This is a genomic window from Streptomyces sp. NBC_00353, from assembly GCF_036108815.1.
Taxonomy (GTDB): Bacteria; Actinomycetota; Actinomycetes; order Streptomycetales; family Streptomycetaceae; genus Streptomyces.
This window is the reverse complement of sequence record NZ_CP107985.1, coordinates 7,233,654-7,251,876: the sequence shown is the minus strand read 5'-3', so window position 1 is coordinate 7,251,876 and position 18,223 is coordinate 7,233,654. Positions and strand designations below refer to the sequence as shown.

General features: G+C 71.8%; 16 protein-coding genes. 8 read left to right on the top strand and 8 right to left on the bottom strand.

Annotated features, from left to right (window positions below; genetic code table 11):
• Nucleotides 1-32: 32 nt before the first annotated feature.
• Genes OHA88_RS32670 through OHA88_RS32660 form a run of 3 tightly spaced genes read left to right on the top strand, consistent with a single transcriptional unit; the run spans nucleotide 33 to nucleotide 4,886 of the window.
• Nucleotides 33-1,088 carry an AAA family ATPase gene (locus OHA88_RS32670; protein ID WP_267005614.1) on the top strand — a complete coding sequence of 352 codons (1,056 nt, stop codon included), beginning with the start codon at nucleotides 33-35 and terminating at the stop codon, nucleotides 1,086-1,088.
• Nucleotides 1,088-2,476 (top strand): DUF58 domain-containing protein, encoded by a 1,389-nt coding sequence (locus OHA88_RS32665; RefSeq protein ID WP_328628139.1) that lies wholly within the window; start codon nucleotides 1,088-1,090, stop codon nucleotides 2,474-2,476. Before OHA88_RS32670 ends, OHA88_RS32665 begins: the two co-directional genes overlap by 1 nt.
• A 10-nt stretch (nucleotides 2,477-2,486) precedes the next feature.
• Nucleotides 2,487-4,886, top strand: coding sequence for a transglutaminase TgpA family protein (locus OHA88_RS32660; RefSeq protein ID WP_328628138.1), 2,400 nt, complete (start codon nucleotides 2,487-2,489; stop codon nucleotides 4,884-4,886).
• A 258-nt stretch (nucleotides 4,887-5,144) separates the two neighbouring features.
• On the opposite strand, the gene OHA88_RS32655 is transcribed toward OHA88_RS32660, so the two are convergent.
• The 3 genes from OHA88_RS32655 to OHA88_RS32645 form a co-directional block, all read right to left on the bottom strand.
• Nucleotides 5,145-5,537, bottom strand: coding sequence for a DUF3040 domain-containing protein (locus OHA88_RS32655; protein ID WP_328628137.1), 393 nt, complete (start codon nucleotides 5,535-5,537; stop codon nucleotides 5,145-5,147).
• Between the two features lie 316 nt (nucleotides 5,538-5,853).
• Nucleotides 5,854-6,612: a methyltransferase gene (locus OHA88_RS32650; RefSeq protein ID WP_328628136.1), complete on the bottom strand. Its 759-nt coding sequence runs from the start codon at nucleotides 6,610-6,612 to the stop codon at nucleotides 5,854-5,856.
• Nucleotides 6,613-6,715: 103 nt separating this feature from the next.
• Nucleotides 6,716-7,264, bottom strand: a complete 549-nt coding sequence (locus OHA88_RS32645; RefSeq protein WP_328628135.1) for an SAV_6107 family HEPN domain-containing protein — start codon at nucleotides 7,262-7,264, stop codon at nucleotides 6,716-6,718.
• Between the two features lie 165 nt (nucleotides 7,265-7,429).
• Here OHA88_RS32645 and OHA88_RS32640 point away from each other — a divergent pair, with 165 nt between their 5' ends.
• From OHA88_RS32640 to OHA88_RS32620, 5 genes are all read left to right on the top strand, one after another.
• Entirely contained in the window at nucleotides 7,430-8,275 is an 846-nt protein-coding gene (locus OHA88_RS32640) for an ATP-binding cassette domain-containing protein (protein ID WP_328628134.1), read from the top strand.
• Entirely contained in the window at nucleotides 8,247-10,334 is a 2,088-nt protein-coding gene (locus OHA88_RS32635; protein ID WP_328628133.1) for a YhgE/Pip domain-containing protein, read from the top strand. The genes OHA88_RS32640 and OHA88_RS32635 overlap by 29 nt, the downstream gene beginning before the upstream one ends.
• Nucleotides 10,335-10,363: 29 nt before the next feature.
• Complete coding sequence (locus tag OHA88_RS32630; RefSeq protein WP_030972924.1) at nucleotides 10,364-10,975, top strand: TetR/AcrR family transcriptional regulator; 612 nt, start codon at nucleotides 10,364-10,366, stop codon at nucleotides 10,973-10,975.
• Nucleotides 10,976-11,333: 358 nt separating this feature from the next.
• Complete coding sequence (locus tag OHA88_RS32625; RefSeq protein ID WP_328628132.1) at nucleotides 11,334-11,951, top strand: DUF4126 domain-containing protein; 618 nt, start codon at nucleotides 11,334-11,336, stop codon at nucleotides 11,949-11,951.
• A 31-nt stretch (nucleotides 11,952-11,982) separates the two neighbouring features.
• Nucleotides 11,983-13,503, top strand: coding sequence for a phytoene desaturase family protein (locus OHA88_RS32620; RefSeq protein WP_328628131.1), 1,521 nt, complete (start codon nucleotides 11,983-11,985; stop codon nucleotides 13,501-13,503).
• Nucleotides 13,504-13,627: 124 nt separating this feature from the next.
• Here OHA88_RS32620 and OHA88_RS32615 read toward each other — a convergent pair whose 3' ends face one another.
• From OHA88_RS32615 to OHA88_RS32595, 5 genes are all read right to left on the bottom strand, one after another.
• The gene (locus OHA88_RS32615; protein ID WP_328628130.1) at nucleotides 13,628-14,596 is read right to left on the bottom strand and encodes a hypothetical protein; all 969 of its coding nucleotides are present in this window, start codon (nucleotides 14,594-14,596) and stop codon (nucleotides 13,628-13,630) included.
• A 52-nt stretch (nucleotides 14,597-14,648) separates the two neighbouring features.
• Nucleotides 14,649-15,566, bottom strand: a complete 918-nt coding sequence (metF, locus tag OHA88_RS32610) for a methylenetetrahydrofolate reductase [NAD(P)H] (protein ID WP_328629850.1) — start codon at nucleotides 15,564-15,566, stop codon at nucleotides 14,649-14,651.
• A gap of 135 nt (nucleotides 15,567-15,701) precedes the next feature.
• Nucleotides 15,702-16,355, bottom strand: coding sequence for a thiamine phosphate synthase (gene thiE / locus OHA88_RS32605; RefSeq protein ID WP_328628129.1), 654 nt, complete (start codon nucleotides 16,353-16,355; stop codon nucleotides 15,702-15,704).
• Between the two features lie 144 nt (nucleotides 16,356-16,499).
• Complete coding sequence (locus tag OHA88_RS32600; protein ID WP_267005602.1) at nucleotides 16,500-16,865, bottom strand: Rv2175c family DNA-binding protein; 366 nt, start codon at nucleotides 16,863-16,865, stop codon at nucleotides 16,500-16,502.
• A gap of 104 nt (nucleotides 16,866-16,969) precedes the next feature.
• Nucleotides 16,970-18,160 (bottom strand): NAD(P)/FAD-dependent oxidoreductase, encoded by a 1,191-nt coding sequence (locus tag OHA88_RS32595; protein ID WP_443044386.1) that lies wholly within the window; start codon nucleotides 18,158-18,160, stop codon nucleotides 16,970-16,972.
• Nucleotides 18,161-18,223: the final 63 nt, after the last annotated feature.

Genomic DNA, 18,223 nt, shown 5'->3' with positions numbered 1-18,223 from the left:
TGAGAGCGTGGGGCAGGGCCGAGGAGGGCCGGGTGACGACCTATGACGATCGAGCGAGCCTCACAGATCTGACGACCACAGCGGAGCGGGTGCGCAGGTCGGTGGAGGCTGTGATCGAGGGCAAGCCTGAGGTCGTTCGGCTTTCGCTGACCGTGCTGCTCGCAGAGGGGCATCTCCTCATCGAGGATGTCCCCGGGGTGGGCAAGACCATGCTGGCCAAGGCGCTCGCGCGGTCGATCGACTGCTCGGTGCGGCGCATTCAGTTCACACCGGACCTGCTGCCTTCCGACATCACCGGTGTGTCCATCTTCGACCAGCAGCGGCGCGAATTCGAATTCAAACCGGGCGCGATCTTCGCCCAGATCGTGATCGGCGACGAGATCAACCGCGCCTCGCCCAAGACCCAGTCCGCGCTGCTGGAGTCGATGGAGGAGCGCCAGGTCACCATCGACGGGCACAGTTACGAACTGCCGGACCCGTTCATGGTGGTGGCCACCCAGAACCCGGTGGAGATGGAGGGCACGTATCCGCTGCCCGAGGCCCAGCGCGACCGGTTCATGGCCCGGGTGTCGATCGGCTATCCCAGCGCGGAGGCCGAGCTGCAGATGCTCGATGTGCACGGCGGGGTCTCGCCGCTCGACGATCTGCAGCCGGTGGCGCACGCCCACGACATCGTGAAGCTGATCGAGGCGGTACGGACGGTCCATGTGGCCGAATCCGTGCGGCGGTACGCGGTGGAGCTGGTCGGGGCCACCCGTGTCCACCCGGATCTCAGACTCGGCGCCTCGCCGCGCGCCACGTTGCATCTGCTCCGCGCGGCAAAGGCCTCGGCGGCGCTGAGCGGGCGGGACTACTGCCTGCCCGACGATGTGCAGGCGCTGGCGGTCGCGGTGCTCGCGCACCGGCTGCTGCCCACCGCGCAGGCCCAGTTGAACCGTCGTACCGCGGAGCAGGTCGTGCTGGAGATCCTGCAGCAGACGCCGGTGCCGACCGCGGGTGGCGGTGCGGCCGTCCCGGCGCCGCCGCAGCACCAGCCGGGCCCCGTGATGTACGGCCGGCAGCAGCCGCCCGGCATGCGGCGGGTGTGATGGCAGCAGGGGGGCCGGCCGCGATGAACGACGGCGACGACAAGGGCGGTCTGCGGGCCGCGCTGGGCGGGCTCACCACACGCGGGCGGTCCTTCCTCGCGGCCGGGATCGCGGCTGCGGTCTGCGCGTATGTGCTGGGCCAGGGCGACCTGCTGCGGGTCGGGCTGCTGCTCGCCGCGCTGCCTCTGGTCTGCGTGACGGTGCTGTTCCGCACCCGCTACCGGGTCGCGGGCACCCGGCGGCTCTCCCCGTCCCGGGTGCCCGCGGGCACCGAGGCGCGGGTGCACCTGCGGATGGAGAACGTGTCGCGGCTGCCCACGGGGCTGCTCATGCTGCAGGACCGGGTGCCCTATGTGCTCGGGCCGCGGCCGCGGTTCGTGCTGGACCGGGTGGAGGCGGGCGGCCGACGCGAGGTGTCGTACCGGGTCCGGTCGGATCTGCGCGGGCGGTATCCGCTCGGACCGCTGCAGCTGCGGCTGAGCGATCCGTTCGGGATGTGCGAGCTGACCCGCTCGTTCAGCGCGTACGACACCCTGGTCGTCATCCCGCGGACCGAGCCGCTGCCGCCGGTCCGGCTGGCGGGCGAGGCCTCCGGGTACGGCGAGGGGCGGCAGCGCGCGCTGGCACTGGCCGGTGAGGACGACGTGATTCCGCGCGGCTACCGGCACGGCGACGATCTGCGCCGGGTCCACTGGCGCTCCACCGCGCGCTACGGCGAGCTGATGGTGCGCCGCGAGGAGCAGCCGCAGCGGGCCAGATGCACGGTGCTGCTGGACACCCGGCGGATCGCCTACCAGGGGACCGGGCCCGACTCGGCCTTCGAATGGGCGGTGTCGGGGGCCGCGTCCGCGCTGGTGCACATGCTGGAGCGGGGCTTCGCGGTGCGGCTGCTGACGGATGACGGCAGTTCGGTGCCGGGCGAGGGCGAGGGCGGCTTCGCCGGCTCGACCCACGAGTCCGCCGACTCGGCGGGACTGATGATGGACACGCTCGCGGTCGTCGACCACTCCGACGGGGGCGGCCTATCGCGCGCGTACGACGTGCTGCGCGGCGGCAACCAAGGGCTGCTGGTCGCCTTCTTCGGCGATCTGGACGAGGAACAGGCGGCGGTGGCGGCCCGGATGCGGCAGCGCAGCGGCGGCGCCGTCGCGTTCGTGCTGGACAGCGATACCTGGGTGCAGGGAGAGTCGCACGACGCCGCTGTCGCGGGGGCGGAGGAGCGGCTGCGGCTGCTGCGCGAAGCGGGCTGGACAGCGGTCCTGGTGAAGCCCGGGGCCGATCTCGCCGAGCTGTGGCAGCTGGCGGGGCAGCAGAGCGCCGTGACGCAGTCCGCCCTGTCGGGCGGCGTCACGGGCGGTACGACAGGTTTCACCGGGGGATGGTCATGAGGGGACGGTCATGAGCGGTCGTGGTCGGCTGGCGCTGTGCGCCTTTGCGGCGACGCTGTTGGCAGCGGGTTCGATGCTGCCCCTGGTCGACCCGGCCGCCTGGATCGTGCAGGCCGCGTTCCTGCTGGCGATCCAGAGCGGGGTGGGCGCACTCGCCCGCCGGGTGCCGTTGCCGCGGCTGCTGATCGTCACGGTGCAGTTCCTGGTCACTCTGGTGCTGCTGACCGTGGTGTTCGCCCGGGGGCAGGCCCTGATCGGTTTCCTGCCCGGTCCCGAGGCCGTCCAGCGGCTCGCTGACCTGCTCACCGCGGGTGCGGACGACGTCGGGCGGTACGCCATCCCGGCGCCCGCGACGGACGGCATCCGGCTGATGCTGGTCGGCGGTGTGCTGCTGATCGGTCTTGCCGTGGACACTCTCGCGGTGACGTTCCGCAGCGCGGCTCCGGCAGGGCTGCCGCTCCTCGCGCTCTACTCGGTCGCCGCAGGACTGTCCGGTGGTGCGGGCCGGCTGTGGTTCCTGCTGGCGGCCGCCGGCTATCTGCTCCTGCTGCTGGCCGAGGGCCGGGACCGGATCTCCCAGTGGGGGCGGGTCTTCGGCGGTACGGGCCGGTCACCGAACGGTCTGGCGGCCGGTCTCGACATGTCGGGCGGCCGGCCGCTCGCCCCGGTCCGCACCGGGCGGCGGATCGGTGCGCTGGCGCTGGGGATCGCCCTGGCCGTACCGACGTCCGCGCTCAACGGCGGTTGGCTGACCGGTACGGGGACCGGGTCCGGCAAGGGCGGAGGCGGTGGCACGATCTCCGCGGTGAACCCGCTGGTCTCGCTGCAGAACGATCTGAACCAGCCGGAGAACCGGGAGGTGATGTCGTACCGCACCAATTCCGGCAGCCCGCAGGACTTCTACCTGCGGATCCTGGCCCTGGACCAGTTCACCGGGGGCGAGTGGCGGCCCTCGCGGCGCAGCCTGCAGGACGTGCCGAAGCGGCTCCCCAACCCGGATGGCCTGGCCGCGGACGTCGCCGTGACGGAGATCAGGTCGAACATCTCCGCGTCCCGTTCGTACCAGCAGACCTACCTGCCGCTCCCCTACCCGGCGACCGAGATCAAGATCGGCGGGCACTGGCGGTACGAGCGCGCGGGACGCACCCTCGTCGGAGACCGCGGCCAGACGACCCGCGGGGCGCAGTACGGGGTCTCCAGCCTGGTGGTGCAGCCGACCGCGGATCAGCTCGCCGCGGCGGGCCCGGCGTCGGCCGCGATGCGGCGGGAGTACACCCAGGTACCCGGCTCGCTGCCGAAGGTGGTCAAGGAGACGGCGGAGCAGGTGACGAAGGGCGCCGCCAACAACTACGAGCGAGCGGTGAAGCTGCAGAATTTCTTCGCCCTGGACGGCCGCTTCAGCTACGACACCTCGGTGACCTCGGGCACCGGCTCGGCCGCGATCGGCCGGTTCCTGAAGGCCAAGCGGGGCTTCTGCGTCCACTTCTCGTTCACGATGGCCGCGATGGCGCGGACGCTGGGCATTCCGGCCCGGGTCGCGGTGGGCTTCACGCCCGGCACCGCGCAGTCGGACGGTTCGGTGTCGGTGGGGCTGCGCGATGCGCACGCCTGGCCGGAGCTGTACTTCGAGGGCATCGGCTGGACCCGCTTCGAGCCGACCCCGACGCGGGGCAGTGCACCCGAGTACACCCTGCCGGACGCCCCCGCGGGCGGCTCGGCCAACCCGAGCCGTCCGCAGGCGAGTGCGTCGGCCGCGCCGTCGGCCGCGCCGTCCGCGTCGGACAGCTGCCCGCCGCAGCTTCGCAGGCAGGGCGAGTGCGGCTCGTCGACGGCGCCGGGCGCCGCGGCTCCGAAGGACCCGGGGACGCCGGTGGGCACCGTCGTCTGGGCGGTTCTGGCGGTCCTGCTGGTGCTCGCGCTGCTGCTGCTGCCGTTGCTCTGGCGGGTTCGGGTGCGTACGCGCAGGCTGAACTCGTCCGCGGGACGTACGCCGGCGGATGCCACCGCCAGAACGCTGGCGGCCTGGCGGGAGATCACTGACACGGCGTGGGACCACGGCATCGGCCCCGACGATTCGCTGACCCCGCGCAAGGCGGCAGCGCGGATGGTACGGCTGGGGCGGCTGGACACCGACGAGGCCGCTGCCGTGCACCGGGTGGCAGGGGCCGTGGAGCAGGTGCTGTACGCCCCGCAGCCCCGGGCGGCCACCGGGCTCTCCGAGGACGTGGAGACGGTGCGGAACGGGTTGCGGGCCTCCGCCGACCGCTTCGCCCGGATCCGCGCGGTGGTGGCACCACGCTCCGCCGTTCGGGTGATCTGGGCGGCGTCCGAAAGCTGGTCCGCGCTCATCGGCCGGTGGGCGGCGCGGTGGCGCAGGTTGCCGCCGTGGCCGTCCCGCCAGCGGGGCTGAGGAGGGGGCGCGGCCACCGGGCCGCGCTCGCTCCTCGTCGCCGGACGGACGGGCTCGATGCTTCGGCCCGTCCAGGGGGAGGAGCAAACGCCGTGAGCGGCGTGGGCCGCTGCCCGGTGGGAGGACATTCGCCTGCCCTTGGGGCCGTGGGGGCAATCGAAGGGCGGTGCCGCCGGGCCGCGCAGGCGGTGCGCAGACATGGCTGAGGGGCGGCCGCGGGAATGCGGCCGCCCCTCACCAGTACACGTTCGGAAGCGCTTACTGACCCTGCTCGTCACGGCGGCGCTGCCACCGCTGCTCGATCCGGTTCATCACGGTTCGGCGTTGCTTGGGGTGTCGGCGCTCGCCCTTGCCCCCGGGCGCCTGCTGCTCGCCGGGCTTGGGCGCCTTGCGCCAACCGGTGACCGCAAGGACCGCGCAGCCCAGCATGACGAGGAATCCCACCACGCTGATCCAGATCTGCTGGGCGACCATTCCGGCCATGAGGAGCGCGATACCCACAAGGAAGCCAGCGACCGCCTGGTAGACCCGTCGCCGGGTGTACGTACGCAGCCCGCTTCCCTCGAGCGCTGTCGCGAACTTGGGATCTTCGGCGTACAGCGCTCGCTCCATCTGCTCGAGCATTCGCTGCTCGTGCTCCGAGAGCGGCACGGAGTCCTCCTCGTCGTCGGCCGCGGGGGGCGGCCGGTATGCGGCCCTTCCAGGATAGGCAGGGATTCGCCCCCGTGAAACCCGCCCTGTTCGCCAATCAGCCAGTCCGGGCCGCCACAACGGCTCAGCTGCTGAGGCGTAGATTCCCCAACATCCGATCCGTCATGCCGGATGGTGTCCCCCGATCATACGGTGACTGCGCCCCGATCGGGGGGCCTGTGGCGTACTCCATCTGCAGCTGCGTTGCTGATCAGCCGCGCTGCCGCCGCACTTCGGCCCGGTCCGGCACTGCCGGCAGCCAGGCCCCGGCCGCGACTCAGGCGCGCTTGGTGCCCAGAACGTGCAGTTGGGTCGCGACCGAGCGGAACGCCGGCAGTTCCGCAACCGCAGTCTCCAGCTTGAGCAGTGCCTCCATCGCGCCGGACTCGGTGTCCACCAGAACACCCGGTACGAGGTCGGCGAAGACCCGCACACCGTGGACCGCGCCGACCTCGACGTCGGCTGCGGAGACCAGCTCGGTGAGCTGCTCCGCGGTGTACCGCCGGGGCACCGGGTCGCCTGCGCCCCAGCGGCCCGCCGGGTCGCTGAGCGCCTGCCTGGCCTCGGTGAAGTGACCCGCGAGCGCCCGGGCCAGGACGGCGCCGCCGAGTCCGGCGGCGAGCAGGCTGAGCTCACCCGCCGGGCGGAGTGCGTCGACAGCGTTGCGTACGCCCTCGGCGGGGTCGTCGACGTACTCCAGGACGCCGTGGCACAGCACCGCGTCGTAACCGCCGCGCTCGACCACCTCGAACAGGCCGAGGATGTCGCCCTGGACGCCTCGGACGCGGTCGGCGACCCCCGCCTCGGCGGCGCGGCGCTCCAGTGCGAAGAGCGCGTTGGGGCTGGGGTCGACCACGGTGACCCGGTGGCCCAGGCGGGCGACCGGGACCGCGAAGTTTCCGGTGCCGCCGCCGGTGTCCAGGACGTCCAGGGCGTCCCTGCCGGTCGCCTTGACCTGACGGTCGAGAGCATCCTTCAGGACCTCCCAGACCACGGCGGTACGGAGGGAGGCGCGGGGGCGCAGCTGATCCGACACGGCAGTTGACTCCTCGGCACGGTGCCGCCACTGACGGCGGAGCGTGAACGGTGCAGGTTGATGCAGGTGCTGTCCACCCTATTGCCTCGAGCCACCGCAGCCGTCATCCCGCGTCGGGCCGCTCCTGCCGGGCCTGAGGGAGCGTCGGCTGGAGCACCAGGAGCCGCTCCACCAGGCGCAGGAACATGGCCGCGTCGCGCAGCAGATCGTCGGCGTCGCGGCTGCTGGCCGCCCCCGGTATGCCCGCTTCCGCCCGGGCCCTCCGGCGGGCCCCCGAAGCGAACAGGGCGCTCCATTCGGTGAGCTCCGGGGCGATCTCCGGAAGGACTTCCCAGGCGCTGCGGATCCTCTCCCTGCGTCGCCTGGTCGTTTCGGGCCGGCCGCGGGCGGCGAGCACGGCGGCAGCGGTGCGCAGCGCGGCGAGATGAGCGGTGACATAGCGCTCGTTCGGCACGGCGAGCACGGCGGCCTCTTCGAGACCGCCGCGGGCCTGGGCCAGCAGATCGAGAGCGGCGGGCGGCGCGGTGGTGCGGCGCAGCACCGGGTGGACGTCGTTCGCCGGGCCGCTCGAAGACGGGGCGGGGCCGGTCGGTGAGGGGGCAGGGCCGCCTGCGCGGCGCCGAGAGGCGGCAGCTGCGGACGAGTTGGCCATGACGAACCTCCTGTCGTCGTGTGACGGCTCCGTGGCCGTATGTATCCATCGTGGGGCCCACCACTGACAATCGACCTCGATCCGCCCCTGACCTGCCCTTTTGCCTAGTTCGCGAGTTCGAGCTATCTTTTTGTACTGACCAGTCAGTTTAAAAGGGGAGGGTCTGTGGACAGCCCGCACGGGGCAGCTGTCACCGCCGAGGACTTCGGGCTCAAGGGACCGCGCGGCTGGGCCTTCCGGGGCGTACGGCTCGACGCCCCACCCGGCGCCCTGGTCGCCGTCGAGGGCCCGTCCGGCTCCGGCCGCACCTGCCTGCTGCTCGCCCTGACGGGCCGGATGCGCCCCTCCGAGGGCCGCGCCGAGGTGGGCGGTCTGCGCCTGCCGCGCCAGATGGCCGCCGCACGCAGGATCAGCGCGCTCGGCCCGGTGCCGGAGGTCAGCGAACTCGACCCGGCCTTCACGGTCGCCGAGCACCTGCGCGAGCGCGCCCTGCTGCAGCGCCGCTTCGACGGTTCGCTGCGCACCCTGCTCCGCCCCCGCGCCGAGCGCACAGCCGCAGCCCGCGACCGGATCGACACGGCACTGGCCGCCGCCGGACTCGACCCGGCAACCCTGCCCAAGGCCGAGCGGACCTCCGTACGCGATCTGGAGCGGCTGGAGGCGCTGCGGCTGTCCGTCGCCCTCGCACTGATCGGCCGGCCGCGGCTGCTCGCCGTGGACGACACCGATCTCAAACTCTCCGATGCCGAGCGCGCCGAGGCCTGGGAGCTGCTGCGTTCCGTCGCCGACAGCGGAACGACCGTGCTCGCCGTCTGCAGCCAGGCGCCCGGGGGCGCCATCACCGTCCGCACGGACAACACGGCCGCCACGAGCGTCTCAGACACCGCGGACGTCACAGAGGCAGACGCCACGGACGCCTCCGAGCCCGCAGAGGCCCCCGAGGCGACGACTACCGAGAAGACCACTGATGAGGGGACGGCCGATGCGTTCGCCGAAACTGGCCGCGCTTGAGCTGAAGCGTTTCGGCAGGGGCAGGCTGCCCCGCGCCGCACTCGTCGCGCTCCTGCTCCTGCCCCTGCTCTACGGCGCCCTGTACCTGTGGTCCTTCTGGGACCCGTACAGCCGCCTCGACAAGATCCCTGTCGCCCTGGTCGACAACGACAAGGGCGCCACCGCCGCCGGAAAGCGCATCGAGGCCGGGGACGAGATCACCGGCGAGCTGCTCGACTCCAAGATCTTCGAGTGGCACGAGGTGAGCTCCGCCCAGGCCGACCGGGGCGTCGAGGACGGCACGTACTACCTCTCGCTGACCATGCCGGCGGACTTCAGCAAGCGGATCGCGTCCAGTTCGGGTGACTCCCCCGAGACCGGTGCGCTGCAGGTGCGGACGAACGACGCCAACAACTACATCGTCGGGCAGATCTCCCGGACGGTGTTCTCCGAGGTCCGCACCGCCGCCTCGGTCAATGCCTCGCGCGGCTTCCTCGACCGGATCTTCATCTCGTTCTCCGACCTCCACGACGCGACGGCGAAGGCCGCGCAGGGCGCCGACGACCTCAAGGGCGGGATCGGCAAGGCGAAGAAGGGCTCGAAGGATCTCGCGGACGGGCTCAAGGACGCCAAGTCCGGCAGCGGCCGGCTGGAGAGCGGAATCGCCAAACTGAACAAGGGCGCCGGCGACCTCGAAACCGGGTCCCAGCAGGTCGCCGACGGCACCCAGCTGCTCGCCGACAAGGTCAACGGGGTGGCGGCCGACGTCCGCCCGTTCCTGAAGGACAACGGCAGGACGATCGGCGACACCGCCCGGCTGGTCGCCGATTCCTCGCAGACCGTACGGGACAACCTCGACCTGCTGGTGAAGGCGGCGCCGACCGCGGCGACCGCCGCCCACGAGGCCTCCGCCGATCTGGCCGACGTCTACCGCACCCGCTGCACCGGGCAGCTGCTCCCCGACCCCACCGTCTGTCCCCCGCTGAAGCGGGCCACGACCGCCGCGGCCGATGTCGCGAAGGTCGCCGACGATGTGAACGTACTGGTCAAGGACCAGAACGGGGATCTCAAGAAGCTGCGCGGACAGCTGGCGACCCTGCAGAAGCAGGCCGACGCCCTCGCCGAACGCTCCCCGCACCTCGACGAGGACCTGAAGTCCGCCGTCGCGAAGGTGAACGCGCTCAACACCGGAGCCCACAAGGTCGCCAAGGGTGCGGACGAGCTGCACACCGGCCTGGCCACCGCGAGGACCGGATCCGTCGATCTGAACACCGGCGTCGGCGAGTTGAAGAAGGGGGCGACCAGCCTGGACGGCGGGCTGATCCGGCTCGGCGACGGTTCGGCGACGCTCGCCCAGGGGCTGAACGACGGGGTCGGCAAGATCCCCGACTACGACAAGCAGGACCGCGACCGGCGCACCGATGTGATGGCCGACCCGGTGAAGCTCGCCTCCCAGTCGCTGCACAAGGCTCCCAACTACGGCACCGGGTTCGCCCCGTACTTCATCCCGCTCTCCCTCTGGGTGGGCGCCATGGTGGCGTACATGCTGATCCAGCCGCTCAACCGGAGGGCGCTCGCCGCCGGGGCCTCCGCCTGGCGGATCGCCTTCGCGGGCTGGCTGCCGGTGGCCGCGATCGGTCTGCTGCAGGTCGCCGCCCTGATGTCCGTGCTGCACTGGGGGCTGGGACTGCAGATGGCCCACGCCGCCGGAACGATCGGCTTCCTCGCCCTTGTGACCTGCTGCTTCGGCGCGATCGTGCAGTGGCTGAACGCACGGTTCGGCGCAGCGGGACGGATCCTCGTGCTCGCCGTGCTGATGCTCCAGCTGACCTCGGCCGGAGGTACGTATCCCGTCCAGACCAGCCCCGGCTTCTTCGGTGCGATCCACCCGTATCTGCCGATGAGCTACATCGTCGAGGGGCTGCGCAGGCTGATCACGGGCGGCGGGCTCGGCCCGGTCTGGCAGGGCTGTGCGGTGCTCCTGGCGTTCACGGCGGGGGCGCTGGCCCTGACCGCGGTCGCCGCACGCCGCAAGCAGGTGTGGACGCTGGACCGGCTGCATCCGGAGCTGAGCCTGTGAGCGCGCCGGGACCTGTGAGAATCGACCGCATGGAAAGCAGTAGCACCACGCGTCGCCAGGCCACCCGGCAGAAGCTCTACGAGGCGGCCGTCACGCTCATCGCGGAGAAGGGTTTCTCGGCGACCACGGTCGACGAGATCGCCGAGCGCGCCGGGGTCGCCAAGGGCACGGTCTACTACAACTTCAAGAGCAAGACCGAGCTCTTCGAGGAACTGCTGCGGCACGGCGTCGGACTGCTGACCGCGTCACTGCGGTCCGCGGCCGAGCAGACCGAGGAGCGCGGCGGCACCCGGGTCGAGGCCCTGGACGCGATGATCAGGGCCGGTCTGGTCTTCATCGACCGCTATCCGGCGTTCACCCAGCTGTACGTCGCGGAGCTGTGGCGCACCAACCGTGCCTGGCAGGCGACCCTGCTGGTGGTACGTCAGGAGGCCGTCGCCGTGGTCGAGGACGTGCTCCGGGAGGGCGTCGGGAACGGCGAGCTCAGCCAGGAGATCGACATCCCGCTGACGGCGGCCGCACTGGTCGGCATGGTGCTGGTGGCGGCGCTGGACTGGCAGGCGTTCCAGCCCGAACGGTCCATCGACGATGTGCACTCGGCGCTGTCCCTGCTGCTGCACGGCCGGGTCAGCGGACGCTGATACGCACTCCTCTCCGAGGGCGTGCGCACGCACAGAAGCGCCGGTCCCACGAGGCTCGATCCCCCCGAGCCTCGTCCGACCGGCGCTTCCCGTGCTGTCGGAGAGCCTTCCCCCGTGACCCCCGTGGTCCCCGGGCCCTCCGTGGTGCACCCCCGTTCCGGAAAGGAGTGCCGTGCCTGTTCCGCCGCCCCGTGTCGGCGGTACCGGCGCCCCGCCCCTTCCGTGGTCTCCACTCTTCCGTCTGCGCAGGTGGCGGCCCATCCGCGTACCTACTCATCTCGTTCACTAGGTACGGATACTCAGAGCTGCGCACCCGACCCCACCCGCAGCGCCGCACCACCTGGTTACGATCACGTCCGTGTCCGTACTCCCCCTGGTCTTCACGAGCGGCTGGGCGAGCGGGATCAACGCCTACGCGGTGGTCCTGTTGCTCGGCGTCTTCGGTGCGACCGGCATCAGCGACGAGGTGCCCGCATCGCTGCAGCGCACCGATGTCCTCGTGGTGGCCGGCGTGCTGTTCCTGTGCGAGGCGGTGGCGGACAAGATCCCGTACGTGGACTCGCTCTGGGACTCGGTGCACACCGTCATCAGGCCGCTCGCCGGGGCCGTCGTGGCGGCGCTGCTGGCCGGTGAGAGCGGTTCGCTGCCGGAGCTGGCCGCCGGGGCCGTCGGCGGTTCCACCGCGCTGATGAGTCATCTGGTGAAGGCGGGCACCAGGATGGCGGTGAACACCTCGCCCGAGCCGTTCAGCAATATCGCGGTGAGCACCGCCGAGGACCTGGGCGTCGCCGGAATCATCACGTTCGCGATATTCCATCCGCTGGCGGCCTCGATCATCGCCGCGACGCTGCTGGTGCTCGGCATCGTGACACTGGTCCTCCTGGCCTCCCGGATCCGCCGGTTCCTGCGCCGCAGGGCCCAGCGGCGCGAGGAGAGACGCCTGGCCGGGACGGGTTCGCACTGGCCTCCCGGCTGACTTGTCGGCGGTGGCCGTTAAGGTCACTGACATGGCACGTATTGCGGTGATCGGCGCCGGGATGGGCGCAATGGCGGCGGCTGCCCGGCTGGCCGTGGCAGGGCACCGGGTGACGGTGTACGAGCGGTCCGGGACGTACGGCGGCTCGGTCGGCCGGTATGCCCGTGACGGCTTCGCGTTCGACACGGGTCCCTCGCTGCTGCATCTGCCGGCCGTCTACCGCGATCTGTTCGTCAAGACCGGCAAGGAGCCGCTGGAGCGGTGCGTCACGATGACGCAGGTCGATCCGGCGAGCCGCCATCTCTTCGCCGACGGCACGGCGGTCTCGCTGCCGAACGCCTCGCGGGCCGGGGTGGTCGCCGCCCTGGACGGCGCGCTGGGGACCGGTGCGGGCAGCAGCTGGGGCGAGTTCCTCGACCGGGCCCGGGATGCGTGGGACCGGTCCCGGCGGCCGCTCCTGGAGGAGCCGTTGCGCGCCGACTGGCAGGTGCTGGGCCGCGATCCGTATCCGGCGCTCCGGCAGCGCCGGATACTGCGGGCCGCCCGGCAGGCGGGCACGGTGGCGGAGGTCGGCGCCTGGGAGCTGACGGACCCCCGGCTGACCGCGCTGCTCGACGGATACGCGTTGTCGTACGGCCTCGATCCGCTGCGCACGCCGGCGAGCGCGGCCCTGCTCCCGTACATGGAGGAGACGTTCGGCAGCTGGTACGTGGTCGGCGGGATGCGGGCGCTGGCGCAGGCGGTGTACGAGCGGTGCCTGGCGCGGAAGGTGGAGTTCGTGTTCGGCGCCGAGGTGGCCCGGGTGGTGGAGACGGACGGCCGGGCGGCGGGGGTCGAGCTGGCGTCGGGGACGGTCGCCGAGGTCGATCACGTGGTTCTCGGGGCCTGGCCGCGCCCGGGGCTGGTGCCGGGTCAGGAGCTCTGGCGGGACGGCGATGTGACGGCTCAGCCGCGGTCGGCGGACCGGGCGACGGTGCCGGGCCGGTTCCAGGTCCTGCTGTCACTGAGCGGCGCCCGGCCGGCGGGGACGGTGCACCGGACCGTGGTGCACGGCGTGGACGGCGCGGCGGAACGAGAGGCGGTGTTCGGTGGCCGGCTCGCCGAGCGGCCCACGGTGACGGTGATCCGCCCGGACGATCCGTCGACCCGCCCCGACGACGCGCACGAGGCCGTGACGGTGACGGCGACGGTCGCCCCGCACGGCGCGGTGGACTGGACGGACGCGGCGCTGCGCGAGCGGTACGCGGACACCTTGATCGAGGCGGCCGGCGCTGCCGTCCCCGGCATACGTGAGCGGCTGCTCCACGCCGAGGTGCGGACGCCCGTCCAAACAGCGGCCGACACCGGCGCCGAGGGCGGCTCGGTACCCGCACCGGCGCTGGCCGGGGCCGGGGGCGCGTATCTGCATCCGGGGAACCGCACCCGGCTGCCGGGTCTCTACCTCGCGGGCGGCTGGTCCCACCCGGGCGGCGGGCTCGCGCACGCCGGGATGTCGGGGACGCTCGTCGCCGGGCTCATCGTGGAGGGGGACGGCTTCCGCGGCTCCCGGTGAGGGGCCGGCATCGGGAGGGCACGAGTGCGGGTACGGGGGCCGGGCCCATCGGGGGCCGCCTCGTCGCCGGTCTCCCCCATGACCTCGAAGGCATGAGAGGCCGGGACCGGCTGCCGGGCGTCGGTCAGTAGCGGTACTGCTGCTCGTTGTAGCCGCTGTCGTAGGTGTTCGGGTACGGGGCGGGCTGTACGGGCTGCTGCTCCGGCGGATACTGCTCGCCCTCGCGCTGCTGCGGTACCCAGACGCCGCCCGGCGGGGTCTCGGAGGTGTACTGCTGGGCGTAGGGGTCTGCCGCGTACTGCTGCTGGCCGCCGTAGCTGTCGTAGCTCGCGTGGGTGTCGGGCGCGCCGTACTGCGAGGGGCCGGTGGTGCCGATGTACGGGTCGGAGTACGCGGCGTACTGCTGCTGGCCCGTGCCGTAGTCGTACTGCCCGGCGTAGCTGTCCTGACTGGCGTAAGTGTCCTGCCCGGCGTAACTGTCCTGACTGGCGTACGCGTTCTGGTCGGCGTACGTGCCCTGTCCGGCGTAGCTGTCCTGGCCGGGCACGCCGCTGTACGTGGAGTAGTCGGTGTACGGGTCGTACGCGCCGTACTGGGGCTGCCCCTGAGCCTGCTGGGACTCCTGCTGCGGGACGGGATCGGTGTAGATGCCGTACTGCCCGGTGTCGTCCGGCAGCGGTTCCGGCTCGTAGACGGCGGCCGCGGGTGCGGGTGAGGCGCTCTCCGCCTCGCCCTCGCCCGCCCGGTCGTACTCCACTTCGAGGTCCGACACTTCGAGCGTGGGCTCCCGGCGGGTGTCCCGGGCACCGCCGCTTCGGCGGCGACGGCTCTCGCCCGGGCTGCCCCCTATGGCCCAACCGGTCGAGAAGCCGCGCCGGAAGGAGAGCGTGACGTACGTCTGGCCGATGGCGAACGCGATCGCGCCGACGGCGATGACGGGCACGGACGGCATCAGCACGCCGACGACCACGCCGGCGAAGCCGGTGAAGGCGAGCAGGCGCCAGCGCAGCCGCGCCTTGTACTGCAGGAGCACTTCGCCGAGCAGCCACAGCGCCACGATGCCGAACGCGATGTAGAGGACCGTCCAGCCCATGCCCGCCCCCATTTCTACGGCCGCCGCCCGGGATCATGGCGGGTACGGCCGGTCACGACTGCTTGTGCAGTCCGAGATTCTCGTAGATTTCGAGCGTTGCCGTCGAGTTGTTGAGCGTAATGAAGTGCAGTCCGGGCACACCCTCGGAGCGCAGCCTCGCGCAGAACTCCGTCGCGAACTCGATGCCAATGGAGCGTACAGCGGCTGCGTCGTCCTTGACGGCGAGGATGCGGTCTTTCAGGGACGAAGGCAGCGTCGCGTTGCTGAGCTGCGGAAACCGCTCCAACTGCTTGACACTGGTGAGCGGCATGACCTCGGGGATGACGGGCGTGTCGCAACCCGCAGCAACCACGCGGTCACGCATCCGCAAATAATCGTCCGGATTGAAGAACATCTGCGTGATCGCATAGTCGGCACCCGCGCGGCACTTGTCCACGAAATGCCGGATGTCGGTGTCCCAGTCGGTCGAGCGCGGATGCATCTCGGGAAATGCCGCGACCCCCACGCAGAAATCGCCGGATTCCTTGATGAGCCGGACGAGGTCGGCGGCGTACCGCACGCCCTCCGGGTGCTCGACCCACTCGCCCATCGGGTCGCCCGGCGGGTCGCCGCGCACGGCGAGAATGTTCCTGATCCCGGCGTCGGCGTACTGCCCGATCATGTTGCGCAGCTCGGCGACGGAGTGGTTGACGGCTGTGAGGTGCGCGACCGGGGTGAGGGTGGAATCGGCAGCGATCTGCTGGGTGGCTCTGACCGTCCCGGACCGGGTGGAACCACCCGCCCCGTACGTCACGGAGACGAAGCTCGGGCCCACCGCCTCGACCCGGCGCAGCGCATTCCAGAGATTCCGCTCGCCCTTCTCGGTCTTGGGCGCCCAGAACTCGAACGAATACGAAGTCTTGCCGGTCGCGAGCAGCTCACGCACGGTGCGTGCGTGATCAGTCCTGGTAGAGGGAGTGCCAAGGGCCATACTGCAGGTTAACCAGGGTGCGGCGGTGCCCCAACCGGACCAGCGGCAATTGCCCGAATTGACTGGTGGTTTGTCCACCCTTCGGACAGTCCTCCGGCGTTCTCCGGATGTTCTGTGATTTCCCTGACGCGCCTGTCAGCCGTCGGCGCGCGCCCTGATCCGCTTCGCCAGCTCCGCGGTGGCCGCCGCCGGATCGTCGGCCTCGGTGATCGCCCGCACGACGACGACCCTGCGCGCTCCCGCGTCCAGCACCTCGTCGAGGTTGCCCGCGTCGATCCCGCCGATGGCGAACCAGGGGCGCGACTGGGCGAACGAGGCGGCGTACCGAACGAGGTCGAGGCCGGGGGCGTGCCGACCGGGCTTGGTCGGGGTGGGCCAGCAGGGTCCGGTGCAGAAGTAGTCCACGCCGGGCTCCGCGACGGCGGCGTCGACCTCGGGCTCCGCGTGCGTGGAGCGGCCGATCACCACGTCCTCGCCGATGATGGCGCGGGCGGCGGGGACCGGCAGGTCTCCCTGGCCGAGGTGGAGCACGTCGGACCCGATGGCATGGGCGACATCGGCCCGGTCGTTCACGGCGAGGAGCTTGCCGTGGCGCCGGCAGGCGTCGGCGAGGACCGCCAGGTGTTCGAGTTCCTCGGCCGCCTCCATGCCCTTGTCACGCAGCTGGACGATGTCCACCCCGGAGGAGAGCACGGCGTCGAGGAAGGCGGGCAGGTCACCCTGGCGCCTGCGGGCATCCGTGCACAGATAGAGCCGGGCGTCGGACAGCAGCTCGCGAGGCGTGGGCATGGCGCGGTTCCCCCTTGATACAGCTGTACGGAATACAGCGGTACGACACGGTCGGGCTGGTACAGAGGTACGGCGTGATGCGGAGGTACGGGCACGGGCCGTTCGGAACGGACCGTGCCCGTACCCCGCGTGCGGTTGTCCCGGTCAGACGGCGAGCGCCTGGGCGCGGCGCTTCACCTCCGTGCCGCGATTCTCGCTCAGCGCCTGCGCGGGGGTACCCGGCAGGGTCGGGTCGGGGGTGAAGAGCCACTCCAGCATCTCTTCGTCGGTGTAGCCGTCGTCCCTCAGGAGCGTCAGGGTGCCGGAGAGGCCCTTGACCACCTTGTTGCCGTCGATGAAGGCAGCAGGCACCTGGAGCGTCCGGTTCTCACCACGTCGTACGGCGATGAGCTGGCCCTCCTTGACCAGCTGCCGCACGCGCGTCACCTCGACATCGAACATTTCGGCGATGTCGGGAAGGTGGAGCCAGGCGGGGACGAGAGCATCAATCTTTGCGTCAATCTCGGTCACGGAGACAAGCGTGCCATCCCGGACCGACAGTCGGTACCCGGACCCGACCGGACGGGGGTCGACCCAGTGCCCGCAAGGGCTCCGGAACCCCGCCGGGCGCGCCGCTACAGGGCATCGGCCCTGGCCGACTTCAGCGGTACGGCGGGGTCGGCCGCCCGCACCGGATCCAGCCGTGCCCCCGCCTCGATGAGTTTGCGCCCCTGGGCCAGATCGCGCGGCCGGCCGACGGCGAGGACGGCGACCAGCGCGCCGTCCCGCAGCCAGCAGACGGACCAGGCGGGATCGGCCGGGTCACCGCGCCAGAGCAGGGTGTCCGCGCCCCCGTGATGGCCCGCGTACTGCACGAACCGGTCGAACTGCTCGGACCAGAAGTACGGCACGGGGTCGTAGGCCAGGAGCTGCGACGCCCCGTCCGCACCGGCACCGATGATGTTGGCGGCGGCGGTCCGCGGCCCTTGGAGGGCGTTGTCCCAGTGGTGGACGAGGAGCCGTGTGCCGTACCGCGCGGAGGGGAAGGACGCGCAGTCCCCGACCGCGTACACATCGGGCAGCGAGGTGCGCAGCTCGGCGTCGGCGGTCACCGATCCGTCCGGACCGAGGGCGATGCCGGAGCCGGCCAGCCAGCCGGTGGCGGGCCGGGCGCCGATCCCGACGACCACCGCTCCGGCGGCAACCGTGCGGCCGTCCGCGAGGACCACGCTGCCGGGCTCGATCCGGGCCACCGGGGCGCCGGTGAGGAGCTCGGCGCCGCTCTGCGCGTACCAGCGGGCCATCGGGGCGGCGACCTCGGCGGGCAGGACGCCCGCGAGCGGTCGGTCGGCGGCCTCGACGACGGTGACCTCACAGCCCGCGGCGCGGGCTGCGGTGGCGAATTCGGCGCCGATCCAGCCCGCGCCTACGACCACGACGGTGTGCTGCTGGTCGAGGACCGGCCGCAGCCGTGCGGCGTCGTCGAGGGTACGCAGCAGATGGACGCCGGGTACCCCCTCGGAGCCGGGCAGCACCACCGGTTCGGCGCCGGAGGCGATGACCAGGACGTCGTACGGGACGGGGCCCGCCAGGGTGTCCAGTTCGTGCGCGTCGGCCCGTACGCCGGTGACGTCACGGCCCAGTTGCAGCTCGATGTCCAGCTCTTCGAAGTCGATGTCGAAGGCGGAGCCTTCGGCCGTGCCGAGCAGCACCGCCTTGGACAGCGGAGGCCGGTCGTACGGCTGGTGGGGTTCGGCGCCGATCAGGGTGACCGGGCCGGTGAAGCCCTGTTCCCTCAGGGCCACCGCGGTCTGCACGCCGGCCATGCCCGCACCGACGATGACGACGCGGCGCTCTGTCCGCCCGGCCGGCTGCTCTGTCTGCTGCTC

Bases quoted from the DNA above. Each gene is read 5' to 3' on its own strand.
- OHA88_RS32665 (WP_328628139.1), top strand. From the start codon at position 1,088: ATGGCAGCAGGGGGGCCGGCCGCGATGAACGACGGCGACGACAAGGGC.
- OHA88_RS32660 (WP_328628138.1), top strand. From the start codon at position 2,487: ATGAGCGGTCGTGGTCGGCTGGCGCTGTGCGCCTTTGCGGCGACGCTG.
- OHA88_RS32645 (WP_328628135.1), bottom strand. From the start codon at position 7,264: ATGGCCAACTCGTCCGCAGCTGCCGCCTCTCGGCGCCGCGCAGGCGGC.
- OHA88_RS32635 (WP_328628133.1), top strand. From the start codon at position 8,247: ATGCGTTCGCCGAAACTGGCCGCGCTTGAGCTGAAGCGTTTCGGCAGG.
- OHA88_RS32630 (WP_030972924.1), top strand. From the start codon at position 10,364: ATGGAAAGCAGTAGCACCACGCGTCGCCAGGCCACCCGGCAGAAGCTC.
- OHA88_RS32620 (WP_328628131.1), top strand. From the start codon at position 11,983: ATGGCACGTATTGCGGTGATCGGCGCCGGGATGGGCGCAATGGCGGCG.
- OHA88_RS32615 (WP_328628130.1), bottom strand. From the start codon at position 14,596: ATGGGCTGGACGGTCCTCTACATCGCGTTCGGCATCGTGGCGCTGTGG.
- metF (WP_328629850.1), bottom strand. From the start codon at position 15,566: ATGGCCCTTGGCACTCCCTCTACCAGGACTGATCACGCACGCACCGTG.
- thiE (WP_328628129.1), bottom strand. From the start codon at position 16,355: ATGCCCACGCCTCGCGAGCTGCTGTCCGACGCCCGGCTCTATCTGTGC.
- OHA88_RS32595 (WP_443044386.1), bottom strand. From the start codon at position 18,160: ATGGCCGGCGTGCAGACCGCGGTGGCCCTGAGGGAACAGGGCTTCACC.